The organism is Gordonia sp. (in: high G+C Gram-positive bacteria), from assembly GCF_047602025.1.
Taxonomy (GTDB): domain Bacteria; phylum Actinomycetota; class Actinomycetes; order Mycobacteriales; family Mycobacteriaceae; genus Gordonia.
Window position 1 is genome coordinate 2,322,646 of record NZ_JASGII010000001.1, and the last position, 22,406, is coordinate 2,345,051.

Below are 22,406 nucleotides of genomic sequence, written 5' to 3' on the forward strand. Positions count from 1 at the left end.
TCCTCGGTCGCGCGTGGACTGTGGCGCAGTGTGGCCTAGGTCTCACCATACCCCGTTTGAAACAAAAGTCGAGCTTTGTCTCTAACTTCTAGTCGTCGTCATCCGAGATGGTCTCCCGGGCCAGCTCGATGATGCGTCGCCAGTTCGGCTGCAGTCCGTCGAGTTGCTGCACGAAACTGCCGGGCACGTCGTCGAGGTTGGGGTACGTCGCGTCCGTGCTGGCGATCAGCTGGTACGCGCCGATACGTTTGGCGGGTGTGGTCATGATCGACGCCTTTCGTTTGACGTTTGAGATGCGACGCGCGCCGGGAGAGCCGAAAACGACACTCTAGCGCGCGGCGAGCAACGCGTGGCACCGCGCGAGCCGGTCGATCCACCACTGCTGGCGGTCCGGCGGCGCGAGCGGGGGGTTGTCGACGTCGACCGTCGTCGGGCGGAGCTCGCTGTCGACCGGAACCGGCGGGCGGCTCGTGACGTCGTTGACGAACAGCGCGCCGGTGCCGAGGCCGCAGGCGTGGTCGAGCGCGGGCAGTGCGGCGGCGGTCGCGATGCCGGCGCTGATGCCGACGGCGGTGTCGAGCGCGCTGGAGACGACGACCGGCAGCGGGATCTGCTCGGCGAGCTCGAGGACGCGGCGCATCCCGCCGAGCGGCGCGACCTTCACGACGGCGATGTCGGCGGCGTCGGCCGCCACCACGCGCAGCGGGTCGTCGGCCTTGCGGATCGACTCGTCGGCGGCGATGGGCGTCGCGACGCGGCGGCGGACCTGGGCCAGCTCGTCGACGGTCGCGCAGGGCTGCTCGACGTACTCCAACTCCCCCAGCGCGTTGATCGCTGCGACCGCCTCGTCGACGCTCCAACCGCCGTTGGCGTCGACGCGGACGGTGTCGACCAGGCCGCGGACGGCTTCGACGCGCTCGATGTCCTCGCGCAGGGACTGGCCGGGTTCGGCGACCTTCACCTTGGCCGTGCGGGCACCCGGGAACCGGGCGAGCACCTCGGCCGCCTCCGACGCCGGGACGGCGGGCACGGTCGCGTTGATCTCGACGCTCGCGCGCACCGGGTCGGGCGGGCCGAGCCATGCCGCCTCGATCCCGGCGGCGAGCCACGACGAGGCCTCCGCGTCGTCGTATTCGACGAAGGGCGAGAACTCGCCCCACCCGGCGGGTCCGCGCAGGAGCAGCGCCTCGCGCACAGTGATCCCGCGGAAGCGCACGCGCATCGGCAGGGCGACGACCGTCGCCGAGGCGAGGAGTTCGTCGAGGGGTGGGATCACCCGCGCAGACTATCGGACCGCGCGCCGTAGGCTGGGGGCATGACTGTCTTTGCCGCCGTGCTGCTGCTGATCAACGCGATTTACAACGTGGTCGTCTGGCCGCGGTTTTGGAAGCGCGTCACCGACGACCCGCGCGCCCGCGACGAGGCCGGCGCCAAGACGACCTTCTACACCGTGCACCTGGTGCTGGTGAGCGTCGCGCTGCTCATCGCGATTGTCTCGGCGATCGCCGGCGTCGGGCTGCTCGTCAGCGGGTAGCCCGCGTCGTGGCCCACTGTTGAGACAAATATTGGATCTCGTCTCAACGACGGGTATCCTCGACCGCATGACAGTCCAAGACTTCGACGCCGGGGTGCGCGAGGCCGAGCCGTCGATCCTCGAGGCCCCGGTCTTCGACGACGACATCGACGACCTCGAGCTGCGGCTGGGCGCCGACTCGCTCGTCTGGAAGTTCTACGGCGACATCCGCGGCCTGTTCGGCTTCCAACGCCTCGCCGGCACCGAGAACTGCATCGAGCAGCTAGCCAAGGGCGTCGAGGACCACTCGGTCATCTTCAGCGACTTCATCGGCCGCGCCCGGCGCACCGGCCCGCCCATCATGCGGACCGTCTACTCCGACGACCCCTACGGCTGGGGCCACAAGGTCCGCGACTTCCACCGCGACATCAAGGGAACGATCAGCGACGGCAGCCGCTACCACGCGCTGAACCCGGAGCTCTTCTACTGGGCGCACGCGACGTTCGTCGACCAGGTCATCTACATCACCGACACCTTCATCCGCCGACTCTCCGACGCGGAGAAGGAGCAGATCTTCGAGGAGTCGAAGGTCTGGTACCAGCTCTACGGCGTCAGCGCGCGCAGCCAGCCGCAGACCTACGCCGAGTTCCTCGAGTACTGGAACGCGATGTGCGACCGCTTCGTCCCGACGAAGACGATCGTCTACGCCACCGGCTACCTGCGCCAGGGCATCCCCGGCCCGCGGTGGATCCCCAAGCCACTCTGGAAGGTGCTGTCGCCCCCGCTCAACGCGTTCGTGCGGACCGTCATCATCGGCACCTTGCCGCAGCAGATGCGCGACGTCTGCCGTCTCGACTGGAATCCGCGCATGCAGCGACGGTTCGACCGCTTCACCAAGGTCATGCGGGCGATGAACCCGGTGTTCAACAAGCTGCCCGCGAAGTGGCTGTTCGTCGAGTGGGCCTATGAGGGGTGGGAGCGCGAGGGCGTCGACCCGCGCAAGATCCACAACCGCCCGGGCGCGCTCAAGGCACTCCGCGCTCAGTAGCGGTCGCGGAACCACCCGGCGCGGTGGGCACGCCACACCGCTTCCTGCCAGTAGCCCCAGGCGTGGGTGCCCTGCAACTGGTAGTCGGTGCTCAGCTTGAGCCGATCCCGGTCCGCCTGCGTCTGGAACGCCTTGGTCTGCGCGATCGACGCGGTCTCCAGCGGCGCGCCCTTGGTCGAGTTCTCCGCGTGGACGTCGTACTTCCCCGGCGCCCCGGTCGCCGCCGCGATGCGGACCTTCATGCCGCGCATCTTGCCGGTGAGGTGGAACGGATCGTTGTCGACCCACCGCTTGTCCCACGGCGGGCCCCACATGTCGTCGGCGTTGTACGGGCCGCGACCGGCCTCTCGGCCCGCGTCGAAGAGGGCGACCTTGATGCTCTCGCGCATCGCCGGCGCCGACAGGTTCAGATAGCCGGACATCGAGAAGGCGTGAGAGATGCGCTTGCGGTGCTTGGCGGCGTAGGTCAGCGCCGAGTTGCCGCCCATCGAAATGCCCATGATGGCGTACTTGTTCCAGCGGCCGGCGGAGTACCCGCGCGCGTCGAGCTCCCTGATCAGCGAGTTCAGCCGGCACGTCCAGCTGTACTTGTACTTCTGCTTGTTGCCGGGCTTGCGCGCCCAGTCGGTGTAGAAGCTCGCGAGCCCGCCGACGGGCTCCACGACGTTGACGCCCTTGCCGGCGAGCTTGTGGATGTTGGTCTCGTGCCGCCAGCCACTCTCGTCGTTGGTGGCGCGCAGGCCGTCGAGCGCGATCACGGTCTTGTAGTTGCTCACGCGCTTCCACACGTCGACCGGCGACGACGGCATGCCGCAACCAGAGACGTAGAAGCGGGAGCGCGACGCCGCATCGGCGGGTGCGGCGACGGTGCCGACGGTCACGAGTGCCCCGACGGCAATGGCGACGGCGGGCACCCCTCGACGAACCCGACTCGCCCGATCAGATGATTTGTGCACGTCGGAAGCGTATTTTCCGGCGACAACCATCTACAAGGGCTGTGTCCCAATGCGAACTGCATCGAGACCGGGTGTTAACAAAGTGACAGATGTGATTTGAGGTAGTGCGGGGCGACGACCTACGAGCCACCGGCCGCGCCCATCGCTACTTGAGGCGCTCTTCCTCTTCCTTCTCCAGGCGGTCGCGCTCGCGCTGGGAGGCCTTCTCTTCTTCTTCGATCTTCTGCTCGTGCTCATTCTTGTTGCTCATATCGCGAAGTCTACGTCCACAAAGCGAAACGGCGCCCACCCCCGAAGGGATGGGCGCCGTTTCAGCGCTTACTACCTAGATCACTTGATGATCTTGGTGACGCGGCCGGCACCAACGGTGCGGCCACCCTCGCGGATCGCGAAGCGCAGGCCCTCGTCCATGGCGACCGGCTGGATGAGCTTGACGCTCATCTCGGTGTTGTCGCCCGGCATGACCATCTCGGTGCCCTCGGGGAGGGTAACGACGCCGGTCACGTCCGTGGTGCGGAAGTAGAACTGCGGACGGTAGTTGTTGAAGAACGGCGTGTGACGGCCGCCCTCGTCCTTGCTCAGGATGTAAGCCTGGCCCTCGAACTCCGTGTGCGGAGTCGTGGTGCCCGGCTTGACGATGACCTGACCGCGCTCGACGTCCTCACGCTTGAGGCCACGGAGCAGCAGACCGGCGTTGTCGCCAGCCTGAGCCTCGTCGAGCAGCTTGTGGAACATCTCGATACCGGTAACGGTGGTCTTCTGCGACTCCTCGCGGATGCCGACGATCTCGACCTCTTCGTTGACCTTGATCTCGCCGCGCTCCACACGACCGGTGACCACGGTGCCGCGGCCGGTGATGGTGAAGACGTCCTCGACGGGCATCAGGAACGGCTTGTCGGTCTCGCGGACGGGGTCCGGGATCGAGTCGTCGACGGCCTGCATGAGGTCCTCGATGGACTTGACCCACTTGGGGTCGCCCTCGAGCGCCTTCAATGCCGAGATCGGGATGACCGGAGCGTCCTCGTCGAACTCCTGGGCGCCCAGCAGCTCGCGGACCTCCATCTCGACGAGCTCCATGATCTCCTCGTCATCCACCATGTCGGCCTTGTTCAGGGCGACCAGGATGTAAGGAACGCCGACCTGACGCGCGAGCAGCACGTGCTCGCGGGTCTGCGGCATCGGGCCGTCGGTGGCGGCCACGACCAGGATCGCGCCGTCCATCTGGGCGGCACCGGTGATCATGTTCTTGATGTAGTCGGCGTGACCCGGAGCGTCGACGTGCGCGTAGTGGCGCTTGTCGGTCTGGTACTCGACGTGGGAGATGTTGATCGTGATACCACGAGCCTTCTCCTCCGGAGCCTTGTCGATCTGATCGAAAGCGAAGCTCTCGTTCAGGTCCGGGTACTTGTCGGCCAGCACCTTGGTGATGGCGGCCGTGGTGGTGGTCTTGCCGTGGTCGACGTGACCGATGGTGCCGATGTTCACGTGCGGCTTGGTCCGCTCGAACTTCGCCTTGCCCACTTGTGTCCTCCTGGACTGTTATCGCTGCCGAGTGGTTCCCGACAGTGGTTGGTTATCTTTGGTTGTTTCGCGCCGAGGCGCGGCCCGCAGACGACTGGTGATTACTCGCCGGTCGCCTTTGCGATGATCTCCTTCGACACGTTCGCCGGAACTTCGGCGTACGAGTCGAAGACCATGGAGTAGTTTGCCCGGCCCTGGGTCTTCGACCGAAGGTCTCCGATGTAGCCGAACATCTCCGACAGCGGAACCTGTGCCTTGACGACACGGGCACCACTGCGCTCCTCCATGGCCTGGATCTGGCCACGGCGGGAGTTCAGGTCGCCGATCACATCACCCATGTAGTCCTCCGGAGTCGTGACCTCAACGGCCATGATCGGCTCCAGGATGACGGGGTTCGCGGCGCGGGCAGCCTCTTTGAGAGCCTGCGCACCGGCGATCTTGAAGGCCATTTCCGACGAGTCGACGTCGTGGTACTGACCGTCGAGCAGGGTGACCTTCAAGTTGACCAGCGGGTAGCCGGCGAGAACGCCGTACTGCATCGCGTCCTGCGCACCGGCATCCACCGACGGGATGTACTCGCGCGGGACACGACCACCGGTGACGGCATTGTCGAATTCGTAGGTCGCACCATCCTCGGCATCGGTGAGAGGCTCGAGCTTGATGATGACCTTGGCGAACTGACCAGAGCCACCGGTCTGCTTCTTGTGGGTGTACTCGTGCTTGTCCACGGTCTTGCGAATGGTCTCGCGGTAGGCGACCTGGGGCTTGCCCACGTTCGCCTCGACCTTGAACTCGCGCTTCATCCGGTCCACGAGGATGTCCAGGTGGAGCTCGCCCATACCGCCGATGACGGTCTGGCCGGTCTCGTCGTCGAGGTTGACGGTGAACGTCGGGTCCTCTTCGGCGAGCTTCTGGATCGCGGTGCCCAGCTTCTCCTGGTCGGCCTTGGTCTTCGGCTCGATCGAGACGTTGATGACCGGGTCCGGGAAGGTCATGGACTCCAGGACGATCGGCTTGGCCGGATCGCACAGGGTGTCACCGGTCGTGGTGTCCTTCAGGCCGATCATCGCGTAGATGTGGCCGGCCACGGCGTCGTCGACCGGGTTCTCCTTGTTGGCGTGCATCTGGAAGAGCTTGCCGATGCGCTCCTTCTTGCCCTTGGTCGCGTTCAGGACCTGGGTGCCCGGCTCGACCTTGCCCGAGTACACGCGGACGAAGGTCAGCTTGCCGAAGAACGGGTGCGCCGCGATCTTGAACGCCAGGGCCGAGAACGGCTCGGAGGCATCCGGCTTGCGCGTGATGATCTCTTCCTCGTTGCCCGGGGCGTGGCCCTCGATCTCGCCGATGTCCAGCGGGTTCGGCAGGTAGTCGACGACGGCGTCGAGCATGGGCTGCACGCCCTTGTTCTTGAAAGCCGAGCCGCACAGCACCGGGTAGAGCTCGGAGTTGATCGTCATCTTGCGGATGGCGCCCTTGATCTCGTCGATCGAGAGCTCCTCGCCGGCGAAGTACTTCTCCATGAGCTCTTCGTCGGACTCGGCGACGGTCTCGAGCAGCTTCTCGCGGTACTCGGCGGCCTTGTCGGCCAGGTCCGCGGGAATGTCCTCGGTCTGATACTCCGCACCCATCTGGGTCTCGCCGCGCCAGAGCTTGGCCTTCATCTCGACCAGGTCGACGACGCCGTCGAAGGCATCCTCGGAACCGATCGGGAGCTGCAGGACCAGCGGCTTCGCGCCGAGGCGGTCGATGATGGTCTGCACGGTGAAGTAGAAGTCCGCGCCCATCTTGTCCATCTTGTTGACGAAGCAGATGCGGGGAACGTCGTACTTGGTCGCCTGGCGCCAGACCTGCTCGGACTGGGGCTCGACGCCCTCCTTGCCGTCGAACACGGCAACGGCACCGTCGAGCACGCGCAGGGCGCGCTCGACCTCGACGGTGAAGTCGACGTGGCCGGGGGTGTCGATGACGTTGATCTGGTTGCCGTCCCAGAAGCAGGTGACGGCGGCGGAGGTGATGGTGATACCCCGCTCCTTCTCCTGCTCCATCCAGTCCGTCGTCGACGCACCGTCGTGGGTCTCACCGATCTTGTAGTTGACACCGGTGTAGTACAGGATCCGCTCGGTAGTCGTCGTCTTACCGGCATCGATGTGCGCCATGATGCCGATGTTGCGGACCTTGGTCAGGTCGTTGAGCACTTCTTGTGCCACGTGCATTCCCTCCGGGAATCGATTGTTGAAGTAGGGGTGGCTGCGATTACCAGCGGTAGTGCGCGAACGCCCGGTTGGCCTCGGCCATCTTGTGGGTGTCCTCGCGACGCTTCACCGAAGCGCCCAAACCGTTGGATGCGTCGAGCAGCTCGTTGGCGAGGCGCTCGACCATGGTCTTCTCGCGACGCTGACGGCTGAAGGTCACCAGCCAACGCAGCGCCAGGGTGTTGGCGCGGTTGGGCTTGACCTCGACGGGCACCTGGTAGGTGGCACCACCGACGCGGCGGCTCTTGACCTCGAGGGTCGGCTTGACGTTGTCGAGCGCGCGCTTGAGGGTGATGACCGGGTCGGTGCCGGTCTTCTCGCGGGCCTGCTCGAGGGCGCCGTAGACGATGCGCTCGGCGGTCGACTTCTTGCCGTCGAGGAGGATCTTGTTCACCAGCTGGGTGACCAGCGGCGAACCGTAGACCGGGTCGTTGACGAGGGGGCGCTTGGGCGCGGGTCCTTTACGGGGCATGACTAGCCGCCCTTCTTCGCGCCGTAACGGCTGCGAGCCTGCTTGCGGTCCTTGACACCCTGGGTGTCGAGCGAGCCGCGGATGATGCGGTAACGAACACCGGGGAGGTCCTTCACACGACCACCGCGCACGAGCACCATCGAGTGCTCCTGCAGGTTGTGGCCCTCACCCGGGATGTAGGCGGTGACTTCGACGCCGGAGGTCAGGCGCACACGCGCGACCTTGCGAAGCGCCGAGTTCGGCTTCTTGGGGGTGGTCGTGTACACACGCGTGCACACGCCGCGCCGCTGCGGGCTGCCCTTCAAGGCCGCGGTCTTCTTGATCGAAGCCTTGTCCTTGCGGCCCTTGCGGACCAGCTGATTAATAGTTGGCACTGAATTCCTTCATTCGTTTTTCGACGCGTTGGAGCGGCTGGTCGCCGATCCGCGGTGTCCGTTGCGGTTGGTGCTCCGGGCAGATGATCACTGTCGCCATCGGCGACCGTGATTCACCTCCACAACTCGCCCCACCAGCACGTTTGCGCTGGTCAGTACATTGATCGCTACCCCGCGGTCGGGTGTGTCGTACACCGTTTCGCGGTCTCGCCTAGTCAGCCCGCCACGACCACCGGTGAGCTCCGGGTTTCACTCCGGGCGACTCGATCCGTTGACACGCATGCGGACTGGCCCAGCTTTCGCCAGGCACCGCCTGAGTACTTTACCGACCCCGATAGGCAGGGTCAAAACGAGATTCGCCAGGTCACCCGATCTCGAACACCGGGATCTTGCCCGCGTGACGGGCCAGTTCGGCCTCGTCGGCGCGCGGGTCGATTCCGTCGGCCAGGAAGCGGCCGACCTCCCAGCCCCACTTCTTCAGATAGGCGGCCAGGATCGGGGCCCGCCGGTCGACGGGGACCTCGGTGAGCGCGACCGTCTCCGCGCGCCGGCCCAGGCTCAGCGTCGCAGTGCCCGACGCCCGCACGTTGCGGACCCAGTCGGTCTCGCCGCGGACGGCGACGAGGTACTCGCGGCCGTCGATCGGGAGCGGGTTGACCGGGATGCTGTAGGGCTTGCCGCTGGTGCGTCCCGTGACGGTCAAGACACGGGTGCCGGCCAGGCTCACACCCTTGCCGGTGAGCCAGCCGACGGCGCGGTTGAAGGCGCGGTCCATGCGGTTGGGCGGGACGTAGTGGGTGGTGTCGTTCATGGCTTGTGCCTCTCGTCGGATGTTGTGAGAGCACTGCTCTCGATTTATGAGTGTGCACCCGTCGGCAAGGAAAAGCAAGAGCGGTGCTCTCTTTTTGTGGCATGATCGGGAAATGGCAACTGGGAAGCGGGCGGAGAACCGTGCGGCGATGACGGCGCGGATCCGCGAGTTGGGCCGCGAACACCTGTCCACCCACGGCGCCGCCGGGCTGTCGCTGCGGGCGATCGCCCGGGACATGGGCGTCGTGTCGTCGGCGGTGTACCGCTACGTCCCCAGCCGCGACGACCTGCTGACCCTGCTGTTGGTCGAGGCGTACAACGACCTCGGCGACGCCGTCGACCGCGCGATGGCCGCGTCCACTCCCCCGCGGCAACAGGTGCACGACGCGGCGCTGGCGATGCGACAGTGGGCCGTCGACGACCCGGCGCGCTGGGCCCTCCTCTACGGCAGCCCCGTTCCCGGGTACGACGCGCCGGCCGAGCAGACGGTCGGGCCCGGCACGCGGGTGGTTGGCGCGCTGCTGCGCCGTCTCGACGCCGCCCACCGTGCCGGCGCCCTGCGCGAACTGCCCGACCCCGGCGCGCCGCTCGACGGCGACCTCTCCGCCGTCGCCACCGAGTTCGGGTTGACGCTCCCGCCCGGGGCGGTCCACGGGGCGACGATGCTGTGGTCGACGATCGTCGGCGCGGTCAGCCTGGAGGTGTTCGGCCAGTTGGGCCCGGATTCCTTCCCCCATCGCGAGGAATTCTTCGACGGCCAGGTCGAGCTGGCCCTCGACGCCCTGTTCAGCGCATAGAACTCGGGCCGGATCCCGCAGGATCCGGCCCGAGTCGGCTAGCCGTTGGTTGTCGTCAGTCGACGATCAGCCGGGCATGTTCCACCAGCGCCAGAAAGCACGGATGGTCTCGCCGCGGTAGCGGTCCATCCAGCGGCCGCGGCCGCAGTTCTGGTAGCCGACGTAGGCGCCGATCGCCGCGCCGATCGGCGTGGTGATCGGCCAGGCGAGGATGAGGAAGATGCCGACCAGCGCACCGATAATCGCACCGACAGCGGTGGGTCCGGCAGCACAACCCCAGTTCTGGTTGGCCAACGCATTCAGCTGGTACCACGCCTGACCCTTGTTCATCGGCCGCGGCAGCGGACGCTTGTAGGTCAACACCTCGTGGTATCCCATCGGCTTCAGCACCGCCGACTTGTTGTCAGCGGCCACTCGGGCACTGATCGGTGAGTTCTTGACCGTCAACGGCACACGGGTCTTGGCGCCGCGCGCATCGTTGACGACCAACTCGTCTCCGACACGCTTAATCGACCCGGACGTCACCGAAACAACGATGGCCTGGTTGTCAGGTGTCACAGCGAACGTCGGCTTGCCGACGTTGGTGGCCGGCTGAGCTCCGGCACTGGCCGGCTGCACCACCATCAAGGCCGCAACAGCTGCGGCCAGCAGTCCCAGAATTGAAGCGAGACGCCTCATATCGTTCCCCTCTCAAATGGCCTGCAGTGGACCTGCAGTTGTCCCCATCGAAGCACAGATCTGGCGGTCATTTGTGACGCAACGCACATTTGCCGAGATTGGGGCGGTGGGTCCTCCGGCGTCGGGACCATCGACCTCGCGACTCAGTCGGAGGCCTGCGGGGGCTTGACCGCGCCTGCCCGCTTTGCCGGGTTCGACGGCGGCGGCACCATCGGCCCGATGTCGCCCTCGGGGGCGTCGTCGAGGTCGACGATCACCGGGGCGTGGTCGCTGGGCTTGCTCCCCTTGCGGGCCTGACGGTCGATGAACGCGGCGGCCACGCGATCGGCCACGTCGGCGCCGGCGAGGATCAGGTCGATCCGCATGCCGAGGTCCTTGTGGAACATCCCGGCGCGATAGTCCCAATAGCTGAAGACCCGCTCGTCGGGCCACCGCCGTCGCACGACGTCGACGAGTCCGGTGTCGACCACCGCGCCCAGCGCCGCCCGCTCGGCGTCAGTCACGTGCGTGTGCCCGGCGAAGGCGGTCGCGTCGTACACGTCGTCGTCGGCGGGCGCGATGTTGATGTCGCCGCAGACCATCGTCGTCGCGGGCCCGGCGGCCTGGACGGCGTCGCACAGGGCGCCGAGCCACGCCAGCTTGTACCCGTAGTGGTCGGAGCCGACCTCGCGGCCGTTGGGCACGTACAGGGAGTAGACGCGGACGCCGTCGCAGACCGCCGAGACAGCACGCGCCTCGGGCGGTCCGTCGACCTCGGGAAAGCCGGGTGTTCCCGGGAAGGCCTTCTCCACGTCGTCGAGTCCCACCCGGGACAACAGTGCGACACCGTTCCACTGGCCCTGCCCGTGATGGGCCCATTCGTAGCCGAGCTCATCGAGGTCCTTGCCGATCGCGTCGGCGAAACCCTCGTCGCTGAGCTTGGTCTCCTGCAGGCAAACGACGTCGGGTTTGCGTTCGGCCAGCCACGGCACCACCCGCGGCACCCGGGCGGCCAACGAGTTCACATTCCAGGTCGCAACGCGCATGCCCCAAACCTAGCGGCTGCTGAGATTTCTCCCCTGCTGACCAACCGGCGGCAATCTTCCCTCCGATGGTCACCACGGGAGATTTCTCAGCGGCCCATGGGTCCAAATCACCGTGCTCGCACGTCTAAGAGACATGACCGGCGTATTCACCAGGAAACAGCTGCTGCGCGGCAACTACACCGACAACGACATCCGCCGGGCAGTCCAGTCCGGCACACTCACCCGCATCCGACCCGGGTGGTTTGCCACTCCGCTGGCCGACCCCCAGACGGTCGAGGCAGTCCGCCTCCGCGGGGCACTCTCCTGCGCACCCGCCTTGCAGCGTCACGGATTCTGGGTGCCGCCGGGCTATTCGGGCGCACACATTCGCGGCCCAGTGCCGGGTGGTTGTCGACACCACGGCCGCGCCCGGCCCGGAGACGACGCAATCGACGCCGTCGCCCTCGCACTCGCGTGTGCTGCCAACTGCATGACGGCAGAAGACTTCATCGTCGTCGCCGACTCGGTGTTGTGCACCAAGAAGATGGGGATCGCCGACCTCCAGCGGGCGCTGACCGGCCTGATCTCCGCCAAGCACCAACGACTCCTGGAAAAGTGCGACCCCAGGTCCCAGTCGGGCACCGAGACAATCACCCGCCTAAGACTTCGGGCCGCCAACTACAAGGTCGTCGTGCAGCCACGCATCCCCGGTGTCGGCCACTCCGACCTTCGGATCGGCAAACTCATCCTCGAGTGCGACAGCAAGCAACACCACACGAACCTCGAGGACTATGAACGCGATCGGTGGCGCGACCGGAAGTCGCTGCTCGCCGGCTTCGTCACCATCCGGCTCACGTACTCGATGGTGATTCACCAGTGGGCGGAGGTCTTTGCCGACATACAAGCGTTCACCAGGGCCGACAGGCACCGGAAGCGCTGCTGAGATTTCTCCCCTGCTGACCAAGCGGCGGCAATCTTCCCTCTGATGGTCACCACGGGAGATTTCTCAGCAGAATCAATTTCGCAGAAATCTGGACCCAGTCAAGAAAATGGGTGCACACTGGAAGCGTGCCATCAACCGATGAGCTCACCTCGGCGCTCCGCTCCGCCGACCTCCGCGTCACGCGGCCCCGTGTGGCGGTGCTGGAAGCGGTCCACGAGAACCCGCACGCCGACACCGACCGCGTGCTGAGGCAGGTCCGCGCTGACCTGCCGACCGTGTCCCGCCAAGCGGTCTACGACATCCTCGCCGCGTTCACCGCCGCCGGCCTGATCCGGCGCATCCAACCCGCCGGCACCTTCGCCCGCTACGAGGCCCGCGTCGGCGACAACCACCACCACGCCGTGTGCCGCGTGTGCGGCGGCATCACCGATATCGACTGCGTCACCGGCGCGGCACCCTGTCTCGACGGACCGGACCCTGCGGGGTTCACCGTCGACGAGGCCGAGGTCATCTACTGGGGCACCTGCGCCCAGTGCTCGGTCGACGACGCCGTCGGGGAGATCTCCCCGGGGCACAAGCTTCCACAAGAAGACCCAGCTCCAGCCCCAACCCGAAAGGATCCAGGAAATGCCTGACGCCGCTGAACTCGACGATGTCAACGAATCGGATGCCGGTTGCCCGGTGATGAAGAACCTGAGCCGCCCCACCGAGGGGTCGGCGAATCAGGAGTGGTGGCCGACGCGCCTCAACCTGCGCATCCTGGCCGCCCACACCCCGGTCTCCAACCCGATGGCCGACGACGACTTCGACTACGCCAAGGAGTTCGAGTCCCTCGACCTGGACGCGGTGAAGGAGGACCTCAAGAAGGTCATGACCGACTCCAAGGAGTGGTGGCCCGCCGACTACGGCAACTACGTCGGCGCCATGGTGCGCATGGCGTGGCACGCCGCCGGCACCTACCGGGTCATGGACGGCCGCGGCGGCGCCGGGAACGGTCAGCAGCGGTTCGCCCCGCTCAACAGCTGGCCCGACAACGTCGGTCTGGACAAGCCGCGCCGCCTGCTGTGGCCGGTCAAGAAGAAGTACGGCCGCAAGCTCAGCTGGGCCGACCTGATCGTGCTCGCCGGCAACGTCGCCATGGAGAACTGCGGCTTCGAGACCCTCGGCTTCGCCGGCGGCCGCCCCGACCAATACGAGGGCGACGACGAGACCTACTGGGGCCCGGAGAAGACCTGGCTCGACGACCAGCGCTACTCCGGCAAGCGCAACCTGGAGAACCCGCTCGCCGCAGTCCAGATGGGCCTGATCTACGTCAACCCGGAGGGCCCCAACGGCAACCCGGATCCGCTCGCCGCCGCGCAGGACATCCGCGAGACGTTCAAGCGCATGGCCATGAACGACGTCGAGACCGTCGCGCTCATCGCCGGCGGCCACACGTTCGGCAAGACCCACGGCGCCGGCGACGCCGAGAAGCACGTCGGCCCCGAGCCGGAGGCCGCGCCGATCGAGCAGATGGGCCTGGGCTGGAAGAGCAGCTTCAAGTCCGGCGTCGGTGCCGACACCATCAACTCCGGCCTGGAGGGCGCCTGGAACAGCACGCCCACCACCTGGGACAACAACTTCTTCTGGACGTTGTTCGGCTACGAGTGGGAGCTGACCAAGAGCCCGGCCGGCGCCCAGCAGTGGCGGCCGAAGGACGGCGCCGGATCGACCAGCGTCCCCGACGCGGCCGACCCCAACAAGCGCCACGCGCCGATGATGCTCACGACCGACCTCGCCCTGCGCGAGGACCCGGCCTACGAGAAGATCTCGCGGCACTTCCTCGAGCACCCGCAGGAGTTCGCCAAGGAGTACGCGAAGGCGTGGTTCAAGCTGACCCACCGCGACATGGGCCCGCTGAGCCGCTACAAGGGCAAAGAGGTGCCCGACGAGGTCTTCATCTGGCAGGACCCGATCCCCGAGATCGACTACACCCTCGTCGGCAAGAAGGAGGTCGAGAACCTGCGCAAGCGGATCCTCGACTCGAAGCTGACCGTCGAGGAACTGGTGTCGACGGCGTGGGCCGCGGCGTCGAGCTACCGCAACAGCGACAAGCGCGGCGGCGCCAACGGGGCGCGCATCCGGCTGGAGCCGCAGCGCAGCTGGGAGGTCAACAACCCCGACCAGTTGTCGAAGGTGCTCAAGAAGTTGGAGAAGATCCAGTCCGACTTCAACGACAAGCAGTCGGGCAAGGTGCGCATCTCGCTGGCCGACCTGATCGTGCTCGCCGGCGGCGTCGGCGTCGAGAAGGCCGCCAAGGCGGCCGGCCACTCGATCACCGTGCCGTTCACGCCGGGGCGCAACGATGCGACCCAGGAGCAGACCGACGTCGAGTCCTTCGAGTACCTCGAGCCCAAGGCGGACGGCTTCCGCAACTACCTGGGCAAGGGTGCCGAGCAGAAGGGCGAGTACCTGCTGGTCGACAAGGCCAACCTGCTCGGCCTGTCGGCGCCGCAGATGGCGGTCCTGGTCGGCGGTCTGCGCGTGCTGGGCGCCAACTACGACGGCTCCAAGCTCGGCGTCCTCACCGACAAGCCGGGCGCGCTCACCAACGACTTCTTCGTCACCATCACCGACATGGACGTCTCGTGGGCCCCCAAGGCCGACGCGGAGGAGGTCTTCGTCGGGACCGTCAAGGGCAAGAAGAAGTGGACCGGCTCGCGCGCCGACCTGGTGTTCGGGTCGAACGCCGAGCTGCGCGCGCTGTCGGAGGTCTACGGCGCCGATGACGCGAAGAAGAAGTTCGTCGACGACTTCGTCACCGCGTGGGTCAAGGTCATGGAGAACGACCGCTTCGACCTGCACGCCTAGGGGCTAACCGGTTCTGGGCCGGGTTACCGTGTGGTCATGCACCAGCACGGCAACCCGGCCCAGTCGTCGGACGACACCCCCGCCGACGCGCGCGCGTTCTGGGAGGACTTCTACGGCGACGGCAAGCGGCCGTGGACGGGCAAGCCCAACGCGATCCTCGTCGACGAGGTCTCCGGCATCGACGCCGACGGCGCGGCCGCGCTCGACCTGGGCTGCGGGTCCGGCGCCGACGCGATCTGGCTGGCGCAGCAGGGCTGGCGGGTAACGGCCGTCGACATCGCCGAAGCGGCGCTGGTGACCGGGCGCGAGCACGCCCGTGACGCCGACGTGCCCGCGGCGGCGATCGACTGGCAGCGCTGCGACCTGAGCACCGACTTCCCGACCGGCACCTGGGACCTGATCAGTGCCTGCTACCTCCATTCCAAGGTGGATCTGGAGCGCGAGCAGATCCTGCGCCGGGCGGCCGCGGCGGTGGCGCCCGGCGGGCACCTGATCGTCATCGGCCACTGGGCCATGCCGGAGTGGCGCTTCCCCGACGATCCGCCGCGCTTCCCCAGCACCGATGACGTGCTCGCCATGCTGGACCTCGACGGCTGGGCGATCATCGCCGCCGACACGCGCGAGGTCGCCATGACCGACCCCGACGGCAACCCGGCCGCGCGGACCGACAACGTCGTACACCTGCGGCGCCCCTGATCCCCCGTCGCCAGAGGACTAGGCTGGAAGGACGAGAGGGAGGTCCCGACGTGGTGATCACCAAGACGGCGCTCGGCGCCGCGGTCCTCGCGGCCGCCGTCGGCGCGAGCCTGGCCACCGCGGCTCCGGCGGAGGCGAAGGAGATTCGCCACGTCGCCAAGGTCGCCTGCCGCGGGATCAGCCCGAACATCGTCGACCGCCCGTACGCCGGGCGCATCACGACCACCCAGTGGCTGCCCAGCGAACGCGGCCACGTGACGATCTACATCTGGCAGTCGGCGTCGCTGTTCGGCTACCAGACCCGACCGCAGCTGGCCTGGCACAACCTCACGACCAACCGTCGCGGGCACGCCAGCACCATCTCCTACAACAGCATCCGCGGCGGCGACGGCGCCTCGTTCAACAACATCAGGACCGGCGCCGGCCGCGTGCGGCTCACGATGTACGCCAAGAGCAGCAACTGGTTCGTCCGCGTCCGCTCGTCGACCTGCGCGACGACGGTCCGCGTCTACTGACGCTCAGCCGGCCCGGCGCAGCGCCAGCACCGGGATGGTGCGGATGCCCTCGGTCTTCTGCGCGTACTCCGCGAAGCCCGGGTACCGGCTCGCCTGCTCGGCATAGACGCGGTCCCGATCGGCACCGGTGACCTCACTGACGGTCGCGGTGTACTCGTCGGTGCCGACCTCGACGTCGGCCGTGCCCGCCGCCAGCAGGTTGTGGTACCACGCGGGGTTCGTCGGCGCGCCGGCCATCGACGCGAACAGGTAGATGACGGCCGGATCATCGTCGTCGGCCAGGTACATCAACGGCGTGATCCGCTCGGTGCCCGACTTGCGGCCGACGTGGTGCAGCAGCACCATCGGCGCACCCTCGAACGGGCCCCCGACCCTGCCCTCGTTGGCGCGGAACTCCTCGACGACCTGTGCGTTGAAATCAGCCATGCCGCCAGGCTACTCCCTGGCGCACCGCCGACTTTCCTGGTAGGAAAGTAGTCCTAGTCATTGTTTCCTACTCGGAAAGTGAGCACGTGATGGGAGACATCACCGCCGATCAGGCACGGGCCGCACTCGACGCCGCCGACCGCGCGCAGCGCCGCGTCACCGACGAGATCGGGCTGCCGCGGCTGTACTGGTGGATCATGGCCGCGGCGTGGATCGTCCTCGGCATCCTCGGCGACGTGGGGCCCGCGGCGGTCGCCACCGGCGCGACGATCCTGTTCGCCTTCGGCCACATCGTGTTGGCCACCCGCTACCTCGACGGCCGCAGCCGCTCCGATCAGGTACAGGTCAGCGGTCGGGCCGTCAGCCGGCGCATCCCGTGGCTCGTGACCGCCATCCTGGTCGGACTGGTCGCGGTGACCATCGCCGCGGGCTTCGCGCTCGACGCCGACGGCGCGCGCCACGCGGGCATCTGGGCATCGGTCTTCGCGGCGGCGATCGTCGGCTTCGGCGGACCGGAGATCCTGGCGACGTTGCGCCGCTGGACCCGTTCATGAGCGTCGAGCCCCGCTTCGACGAACTCATCCACCCGAGCACCCGGCTCTCCCTCGTCGCGGCGCTCGCGGCGGCCGACTGGGCCGACTTCGCCTTCCTCAAGGACCGGCTCGCCATGTCCGACTCGGCGCTGTCCAAGCAGCTCGCGACCCTCGAAAAGGCCGGGTACGCGCAGACGGAACGACGCCTCGACGACGGGCGCCATCGCGTCCGGGCCAGGCTCACCGACGTCGGTCGCAGCGCCTTCGCCGGACACATCGCCGCGCTGAACGAGATAGTCGCGGACGTGCGGCAGGCCCCCGCGGACACCTAGCTCGACAGCGCGTCGACGAGCTGGTCGCTCCACGTCGCGACGACCTGCTTGCGCCGCTTCGAGTCGTCGGAGAGGGTGTCGGCCAACCCCAGGCCGCGGGCGAGGTCGAGGGTGACCTGGGCGAGCCGGTAGGCGTCGGGGTGCTCGCCGGCGGGATCGAGCGCCTGCACGGTGAACCGGTGCGCGGCGCGCGCCAGCTTCGCCTCCAGCGGCAGGAGCAGCTCGCGCAGCGCCGGATCGGAGGCGGCCGCGGCCCACGCCTGCAGGGCCGCCTTGAACTCGGTGCCGGTGTAGATCGCGACGGCCTTGTCGACGACCACCGGCACCCGCGACCGAAGGTCCTCGGGCAGCTCGACCATCGAGGCCGACGCGTCGGCGGTCATGCGCTCGAACATCCCCTCGACGACAGCCGTGATGAGCGCTTCACGCGTCGGGAAGTGGTGCTGTGCGGCGCCGCGGGAAACGCCCGCGGACTCGGCGACCGCCGCGACGGTCGTGGCCGCCCACCCCTGGGTGGCCAGCATGTCGACCGTCGCCTCCAGGAGTCGCTCGCGCGTCACGCGCGAGCGGTCCTGTTGCGGTTCGCGGACGACGGTCATCGCCCGCTCGTGTCCCAGCTCGGCTTTCCCTTCGAGAGGAATGCGGTCATGCCCTCGCGCGCCTCGTCGGAGGTGAACAGCGCCGCCGATTCGGCCGCCCGGGCCTGCGCGTGCGCGTCGAAGTCGGCGAGGATCGCCGCCGTCGTCAGCGCCTTCGACGCGGCCAGTCCCTGCGGCGACGCCTTGCGCACGCCCTCGAGCACCGCGGTCAGCTCGGCATCCAGCGCCGCGCTGGAGTCCAGCGCCCGCGTCACCAGGCCGATGCGCTCGGCGGTCGCCGGATCGAACTTCTCGCCGGTGAGGAAGTACCGCCCGACCGACCGCGCGGTCATCTTGGGCAGCAGTGCCACCGAGATGATCGACGGCGCCAGGCCCAACCGCGCCTCGGTGAGCGCGAACGTGGAGTCGGGTCCGACGAGGGCGACGTCGGCCGCACCGACCAGCCCGAAACCGCCCGCGCGCACGTGCCCGTCGGCGACGACGATGACCGGCTTGGACATCCGGAGCATCGCCCCCATGAGGCCCACCATCCCCCGCGCGCCCTCGGCGGTGGCCTCTTCCGGGCTGAGCCCGCGGCCCAGCGCCTCGGCCAGGTCGGCCCCGGCGCAGAAGGTGCCGCCGGCGTGCGTCAGCACCACCGCCCGGACCTGTTCGTCGGCGGCCGCGTCGGCGAGCGCCTGCGACAGCTGGCCGACGAGCACCGACGACAGCGCGTTGCGGTTCGCCGGCGAGTTCAGCGTGATCGTCGTGACCGCGCGGTCAGTCGCGACGTCGACGAGTGGTGACTCGGCCATCGTCGGGCTCAGTACGACTTCGGCAGACCCAGGCTGGTCTGCGCGACGAAGTTGAGGATCATCTCGCGGCTGACCGGCGCGACCTTGGCGATGCGGACCAGCGCCAACATCTGGGCGATGCCGTACTCGGTGGTGAGACCGTTGCCGCCCATGGTGTGCACCGCCTGGTCGACCAGCTTGGTCGACGCCTCGGCGGCCAGGTACTTGGCCATGTTGGCCGGCTCGGCCGCGCCCCAGTCGTCGCCGGCGTCGTACAGGGTGGCGGCCTTCTGCATCAGCAGCTTGGCCGCCTCCAGCTCGACCTTGCCCGCGGCCAGCGGGTGCGCGATGGCCTGGTGCGCGCCGATCGGGGTCTTCCACACCGTGCGCTCGTTGGCGTAGGCGACCGCCTTGCCCAGGGCGAAGCGGCCCATGCCGACCGCCGACGCCGCGCCCATGATGCGCTCGGGGTTCAGCCCGGCGAACAGCTGGCTCAGCGCCGCCTCCGGCTCGCCGACGAGGTTCTCGTTCGGCACACGCATGTCGTCGAAGAACAGCTGGAACTGCTTCTCCGGGTTCTCCAGCTCCATGTCGATCTGCGTGTACGACAGACCCTTGGTGTCGGTCGGGACGATGAACAGCGCGGGGGCCAGCTTGCCGGTCTTGGCTTCCTCGGTGCGGCCGACGACGAGGATGGCATCGGCCTGGTCGACGCCCGAGATGAACACCTTCTGGCCGTTGATGACCCAGTCGTCGCCGTCGCGTCGGGCGGTGGTCGTGATCTGGTGCGAGTTGGAGCCGGCGTCGGGCTCGGTGATGCCGAAGGCCATCGTGATGTCGCCCTTGGCCAGCCCCGGCAACCACGTCTTCTTCTGTGCATCGGTGCCGAAGCGCGCGATGACGTTCCCGCAGATCGCCGGCGACACGACCATCATCAGCAGGCCGCAGCCCTCCGCGGCGAGCTCCTCCATCACGATGGACAGCTCGTACATCCCGGCGCCACCGCCGCCGTACTCCTCGGGCAGGTTGACGCCGAGGAAGCCGAGCTTGCCGGCCTCCTGCCACAGCTCGTCGGTCTTGCGGCCCTCCTTGGCGCACGTGCGGAAGTAGTCCGGCCCGTACTTCTTGCCGAGGGCGGCAACGGCGGCGCGCAGTTCCTTGCGCTCGTCGGATTCGATGAAGCTCATGGTGTTCCTATCTGCGGGGGGTTTCGGGGTCAGGCGTCGGCGGACGCGTCTTCTTCGGATTCGATGACGGCCAGGATGTCGCCGACGGCGAGCTGTCGGCCGACGTCGACGGCGAGGGTGGCGACGATTCCGTCGCTCGGGGAGGCGATGGTGTGCTCCATCTTCATCGCTTCGAGCCACAGCAGCGGCTGTCCGGCGGTAACCCGGTCGCCCTCGGCGACGGCCACCCGGATGACCGACCCGGGCATCGGCGCCAGGAGGGAGCCGGGGCGCTGCACGGTCGACGGGTCGACGTAGCGCGGCAGGGCCTCGAGGGTCACCGACTTGCCGGGCTGGTCGACGAACACGGTGTCGCCGTAGCGGCTCACCGTGAACTCGCGGCGGACGCCCCCGCGCGTGAGAACCACGGTCGAACCTTGGTGGTCGAGTGCCGTCGAGCCGCTAGGCGCCTCGGGTCGAGTGGCCGCGACGGAGGAGCGGTCGTATCGAGACCAGGCGTATCGAGACCCCACCTCGACGTCCTCGTCGTCGGGAAGCAGTACCGCGCCACGCTCGATCCGGTACCGCACGACGAGGTCGTCGTCGCTCCCGATCGGCCGGTACTTCTTCTCCTGGTACCCCGACGGGATGTTGCGGAAGCCCGACGGAATCGAGGCCATCACGCGGGCATCGGCGCGATTGGCCGCCGCGTCGGCCAGCGCCGCGGCGATGGCGGACAACCGGGTGTCGGCGTCGTCGGCGAGCGGTGCCGACAGCACGTCGAGCCCGACCTCGTCGATGAAGGCGGTGTCGGTGTCCCCGGACAGGAATCGCGCCGACCGCAGCGTGTTGACCAGCATGTCCCGGTTGGTGACCGGTCCGTGCAGCGTCGCGCCGGCCAGTGCGGCGGCGAGGGCCGCGGCGGAGCGTCGTCGGGTCGGCGCCCAGCTGATCACCTTGGCGATCATCGGGTCGTAGAACGTGGAGATCTCGCTGCCGTCGGCGATGCCGGTGTCGACACGGATCCGCGACACAGGTGCGGAGTGCTCAGCGATCGCGAACCGCTGGACCGGACCGGACTGCGGCGCCCAATCGGCCGCGGGGTTCTCGGCATACAGTCGGGCCTCGATGGAGTGCCCAACGGCGGTCGGCTCGTCGCCGTCGAGGGGCTCGCCCATCGCGACGCGCAGCTGCCATTCGACCAGGTCGAGGCCGGTGGTCTCCTCGGTGACCGGGTGCTCGACCTGCAGCCGGGTGTTGGTCTCGAGGAAGTAGAACCGACCCTTGGCGTCGGCGAGGAACTCCACGGTGCCCGCCCCCGAATAGCCGATGGCCCGCACGGCTTTGCGGGCCGCGTCGTACAGCCGCTCGCGCAGGTCGCCGCCGAGCGATTCGACCAGCGGCGCCGGTGCTTCCTCGATGACCTTCTGGTGGCGCCGCTGGATCGAGCACTCGCGCTCCCCGACCGCCCACGCGTCGCCGTGGTCGTCGGCCATCACCTGGACCTCGATGTGGTGGCCGCGCTCGACGTACGGCTCGCAGAACACCGTCGGGTCGCCGAAGGCCGACTCGGCCTCCCGCTTGGCGGCGGCCACGTTCTCGTCGAGTTCGGCGAGGTCGCGCACGATGCGCATGCCGCGCCCGCCGCCGCCGGCCGACGCCTTGATCAGCAGCGGCAGATCGGCCTTGGTCGCCTTCGTCGGATCGAGGTCGCCGAGGACCGGTACGCCGGCCTTGGCCATGAGCTCCTTGGCGTTGACCTTCGAGCCCATCGCGGTGATCGCGGCTGGCGGCGGTCCGATCCACACCAGCCCCGCGTCGAGGACGGCCTTGGCGAACTCGGCGTTCTCCGACAGGAATCCGTAGCCGGGGTGGATGGCGTCGGCACCGGCCGCCTTGGCCGCCGCGATGATCAGCTCGCCGCGCAGGTAGGTCTCCGCCGACGTCGAGCCGGGCAGGTGCACCGCCGAATCGGCCTGGCGGACGTGCGGGGCGTCGGCGTCGGGATCGGAGTAGACCGCGACGGTGGCGATGCCCATGGCCCGGCAGGTGCGGAAGACGCGGCAGGCGATCTCGCCGCGGTTGGCGACGAGCACCGACGTGATCTCCCGCGGCGCGGACTTCTTCTTGGTGGTCTTGGTGGCCATC

At 68.0% G+C, this 22,406-nt stretch carries 25 protein-coding genes; 10 read left to right on the plus strand and 15 right to left on the minus strand.

Going from position 1 to position 22,406, the window contains the following annotated elements; translation table 11 throughout:
• Positions 1–88: 88 nt before the first annotated feature.
• Positions 89–265 (minus strand): hypothetical protein, encoded by a 177-nt coding sequence (locus tag QM728_RS11615; RefSeq protein ID WP_415032164.1) that lies wholly within the window; start codon positions 263–265, stop codon positions 89–91.
• Between the two features lie 63 nt (positions 266–328).
• Positions 329–1,222, minus strand: a complete 894-nt coding sequence (locus tag QM728_RS11620; protein WP_415032890.1) for an o-succinylbenzoate synthase — start codon at positions 1,220–1,222, stop codon at positions 329–331.
• 93 nt (positions 1,223–1,315) lie between these two features.
• On the opposite strand from QM728_RS11620, the gene QM728_RS11625 reads away from it, so the two are divergent.
• Complete coding sequence (locus QM728_RS11625) at positions 1,316–1,534, plus strand: SCO4848 family membrane protein (protein WP_415032165.1); 219 nt, start codon at positions 1,316–1,318, stop codon at positions 1,532–1,534.
• 67 nt (positions 1,535–1,601) lie between these two features.
• Entirely contained in the window at positions 1,602–2,561 is a 960-nt protein-coding gene (locus tag QM728_RS11630; protein ID WP_415032166.1) for an oxygenase MpaB family protein, read from the plus strand.
• Here the strand turns inward: QM728_RS11630 and QM728_RS11635 are convergent.
• The 6 genes from QM728_RS11635 to QM728_RS11660 form a co-directional block, all read right to left on the minus strand.
• Complete coding sequence (locus tag QM728_RS11635) at positions 2,555–3,517, minus strand: alpha/beta hydrolase (protein ID WP_415032167.1); 963 nt, start codon at positions 3,515–3,517, stop codon at positions 2,555–2,557. The genes QM728_RS11630 and QM728_RS11635 overlap by 7 nt on opposite strands.
• A gap of 330 nt (positions 3,518–3,847) precedes the next feature.
• A complete protein-coding gene (gene tuf, locus QM728_RS11640) occupies positions 3,848–5,038 on the minus strand; it encodes an elongation factor Tu (protein WP_415032168.1) in 1,191 nt (396 codons plus the stop codon).
• Positions 5,039–5,139: 101 nt separating this feature from the next.
• The gene (gene fusA, locus QM728_RS11645) at positions 5,140–7,245 is read right to left on the minus strand and encodes an elongation factor G (RefSeq protein WP_415032169.1); all 2,106 of its coding nucleotides are present in this window, start codon (positions 7,243–7,245) and stop codon (positions 5,140–5,142) included.
• Positions 7,246–7,291: 46 nt separating this feature from the next.
• Positions 7,292–7,762 (minus strand): 30S ribosomal protein S7, encoded by a 471-nt coding sequence (gene rpsG, locus QM728_RS11650; RefSeq protein WP_415032170.1) that lies wholly within the window; start codon positions 7,760–7,762, stop codon positions 7,292–7,294.
• A gap of 2 nt (positions 7,763–7,764) precedes the next feature.
• Entirely contained in the window at positions 7,765–8,136 is a 372-nt protein-coding gene (gene rpsL / locus QM728_RS11655) for a 30S ribosomal protein S12 (protein ID WP_007321021.1), read from the minus strand.
• 364 nt (positions 8,137–8,500) lie between these two features.
• Positions 8,501–8,947: a nitroreductase/quinone reductase family protein gene (locus QM728_RS11660; RefSeq protein WP_415032171.1), complete on the minus strand. Its 447-nt coding sequence runs from the start codon at positions 8,945–8,947 to the stop codon at positions 8,501–8,503.
• 112 nt (positions 8,948–9,059) lie between these two features.
• On the opposite strand from QM728_RS11660, the gene QM728_RS11665 reads away from it, so the two are divergent.
• Positions 9,060–9,743, plus strand: a complete 684-nt coding sequence (locus QM728_RS11665) for a TetR/AcrR family transcriptional regulator (RefSeq protein ID WP_415032172.1) — start codon at positions 9,060–9,062, stop codon at positions 9,741–9,743.
• 66 nt (positions 9,744–9,809) lie between these two features.
• On the opposite strand, the gene QM728_RS11670 is transcribed toward QM728_RS11665, so the two are convergent.
• Complete coding sequence (locus tag QM728_RS11670; RefSeq protein WP_415032173.1) at positions 9,810–10,421, minus strand: hypothetical protein; 612 nt, start codon at positions 10,419–10,421, stop codon at positions 9,810–9,812.
• A gap of 143 nt (positions 10,422–10,564) precedes the next feature.
• Positions 10,565–11,446 carry an exodeoxyribonuclease III gene (locus QM728_RS11675; protein WP_415032174.1) on the minus strand — a complete coding sequence of 294 codons (882 nt, stop codon included), beginning with the start codon at positions 11,444–11,446 and terminating at the stop codon, positions 10,565–10,567.
• 469 nt (positions 11,447–11,915) lie between these two features.
• Between QM728_RS11675 and QM728_RS11680 the strand changes: the two genes are divergently transcribed.
• The 5 genes from QM728_RS11680 (at position 11,916) to QM728_RS11700 (ending at position 16,429) form a co-directional block, all read left to right on the plus strand.
• Complete coding sequence (locus QM728_RS11680) at positions 11,916–12,368, plus strand: endonuclease domain-containing protein (protein ID WP_415032175.1); 453 nt, start codon at positions 11,916–11,918, stop codon at positions 12,366–12,368.
• Between the two features lie 125 nt (positions 12,369–12,493).
• Positions 12,494–13,003, plus strand: a complete 510-nt coding sequence (locus tag QM728_RS11685; RefSeq protein ID WP_415032176.1) for a Fur family transcriptional regulator — start codon at positions 12,494–12,496, stop codon at positions 13,001–13,003.
• Entirely contained in the window at positions 12,996–15,218 is a 2,223-nt protein-coding gene (gene katG, locus QM728_RS11690) for a catalase/peroxidase HPI (RefSeq protein ID WP_415032177.1), read from the plus strand. The genes QM728_RS11685 and katG overlap by 8 nt, the downstream gene beginning before the upstream one ends.
• A 36-nt stretch (positions 15,219–15,254) precedes the next feature.
• Entirely contained in the window at positions 15,255–15,914 is a 660-nt protein-coding gene (locus QM728_RS11695; RefSeq protein WP_415032178.1) for a class I SAM-dependent methyltransferase, read from the plus strand.
• 50 nt (positions 15,915–15,964) lie between these two features.
• Positions 15,965–16,429: a hypothetical protein gene (locus tag QM728_RS11700; protein WP_415032179.1), complete on the plus strand. Its 465-nt coding sequence runs from the start codon at positions 15,965–15,967 to the stop codon at positions 16,427–16,429.
• 3 nt (positions 16,430–16,432) lie between these two features.
• Here the strand turns inward: QM728_RS11700 and QM728_RS11705 are convergent, their stop codons facing one another.
• Positions 16,433–16,855, minus strand: a complete 423-nt coding sequence (locus QM728_RS11705; protein WP_415032180.1) for a nitroreductase/quinone reductase family protein — start codon at positions 16,853–16,855, stop codon at positions 16,433–16,435.
• Between the two features lie 89 nt (positions 16,856–16,944).
• Between QM728_RS11705 and QM728_RS11710 the strand changes: the two genes are divergently transcribed.
• On the plus strand, positions 16,945–17,409 hold the full coding sequence (locus tag QM728_RS11710) for a hypothetical protein (RefSeq protein ID WP_415032891.1): 465 nt from the start codon (positions 16,945–16,947) through the stop codon (positions 17,407–17,409).
• Positions 17,406–17,720 (plus strand): transcriptional regulator, encoded by a 315-nt coding sequence (locus QM728_RS11715; protein WP_415032181.1) that lies wholly within the window; start codon positions 17,406–17,408, stop codon positions 17,718–17,720. The genes QM728_RS11710 and QM728_RS11715 overlap by 4 nt, the downstream gene beginning before the upstream one ends.
• On the opposite strand, the gene QM728_RS11720 is transcribed toward QM728_RS11715, so the two are convergent.
• Genes QM728_RS11720 through QM728_RS11735 form a run of 4 tightly spaced genes read right to left on the minus strand, consistent with a single transcriptional unit; the run spans position 17,717 to position 22,405 of the window.
• Positions 17,717–18,319, minus strand: a complete 603-nt coding sequence (locus QM728_RS11720; protein ID WP_415032182.1) for a TetR/AcrR family transcriptional regulator — start codon at positions 18,317–18,319, stop codon at positions 17,717–17,719. The genes QM728_RS11715 and QM728_RS11720 overlap by 4 nt on opposite strands.
• A complete protein-coding gene (locus tag QM728_RS11725) occupies positions 18,316–19,113 on the minus strand; it encodes an enoyl-CoA hydratase family protein (protein ID WP_415032183.1) in 798 nt (265 codons plus the stop codon). Before QM728_RS11725 ends, QM728_RS11720 begins: the two co-directional genes overlap by 4 nt.
• Positions 19,114–19,121: 8 nt before the next feature.
• Positions 19,122–20,279, minus strand: a complete 1,158-nt coding sequence (locus tag QM728_RS11730) for an acyl-CoA dehydrogenase family protein (protein WP_415032184.1) — start codon at positions 20,277–20,279, stop codon at positions 19,122–19,124.
• Between the two features lie 29 nt (positions 20,280–20,308).
• Positions 20,309–22,405, minus strand: coding sequence for an acetyl/propionyl/methylcrotonyl-CoA carboxylase subunit alpha (locus tag QM728_RS11735; protein WP_415032185.1), 2,097 nt, complete (start codon positions 22,403–22,405; stop codon positions 20,309–20,311).
• Position 22,406: the final 1 nt, after the last annotated feature.

Coding starts and splice junctions, on each gene's coding strand:
- QM728_RS11615 (WP_415032164.1), bottom strand. CDS start 265: ATGACCACACCCGCCAAACGTATCGGCGCGTACCAGCTGATCGCCAGC.
- QM728_RS11620 (WP_415032890.1), bottom strand. CDS start 1,222: ATGCGCGTGCGCTTCCGCGGGATCACTGTGCGCGAGGCGCTGCTCCTG.
- QM728_RS11625 (WP_415032165.1), top strand. CDS start 1,316: ATGACTGTCTTTGCCGCCGTGCTGCTGCTGATCAACGCGATTTACAAC.
- QM728_RS11630 (WP_415032166.1), top strand. CDS start 1,602: ATGACAGTCCAAGACTTCGACGCCGGGGTGCGCGAGGCCGAGCCGTCG.
- rpsG (WP_415032170.1), bottom strand. CDS start 7,762: ATGCCCCGTAAAGGACCCGCGCCCAAGCGCCCCCTCGTCAACGACCCG.
- QM728_RS11660 (WP_415032171.1), bottom strand. CDS start 8,947: ATGAACGACACCACCCACTACGTCCCGCCCAACCGCATGGACCGCGCC.
- QM728_RS11665 (WP_415032172.1), top strand. CDS start 9,060: ATGGCAACTGGGAAGCGGGCGGAGAACCGTGCGGCGATGACGGCGCGG.
- QM728_RS11670 (WP_415032173.1), bottom strand. CDS start 10,421: ATGAGGCGTCTCGCTTCAATTCTGGGACTGCTGGCCGCAGCTGTTGCG.
- QM728_RS11675 (WP_415032174.1), bottom strand. CDS start 11,446: ATGCGCGTTGCGACCTGGAATGTGAACTCGTTGGCCGCCCGGGTGCCG.
- QM728_RS11680 (WP_415032175.1), top strand. CDS start 11,916: ATGACGGCAGAAGACTTCATCGTCGTCGCCGACTCGGTGTTGTGCACC.
- katG (WP_415032177.1), top strand. CDS start 12,996: ATGCCTGACGCCGCTGAACTCGACGATGTCAACGAATCGGATGCCGGT.
- QM728_RS11695 (WP_415032178.1), top strand. CDS start 15,255: ATGCACCAGCACGGCAACCCGGCCCAGTCGTCGGACGACACCCCCGCC.
- QM728_RS11705 (WP_415032180.1), bottom strand. CDS start 16,855: ATGGCTGATTTCAACGCACAGGTCGTCGAGGAGTTCCGCGCCAACGAG.
- QM728_RS11710 (WP_415032891.1), top strand. CDS start 16,945: ATGGGAGACATCACCGCCGATCAGGCACGGGCCGCACTCGACGCCGCC.
- QM728_RS11715 (WP_415032181.1), top strand. CDS start 17,406: ATGAGCGTCGAGCCCCGCTTCGACGAACTCATCCACCCGAGCACCCGG.
- QM728_RS11720 (WP_415032182.1), bottom strand. CDS start 18,319: ATGACCGTCGTCCGCGAACCGCAACAGGACCGCTCGCGCGTGACGCGC.
- QM728_RS11725 (WP_415032183.1), bottom strand. CDS start 19,113: ATGGCCGAGTCACCACTCGTCGACGTCGCGACTGACCGCGCGGTCACG.
- QM728_RS11730 (WP_415032184.1), bottom strand. CDS start 20,279: ATGAGCTTCATCGAATCCGACGAGCGCAAGGAACTGCGCGCCGCCGTT.
- QM728_RS11735 (WP_415032185.1), bottom strand. CDS start 22,405: ATGGCCACCAAGACCACCAAGAAGAAGTCCGCGCCGCGGGAGATCACG.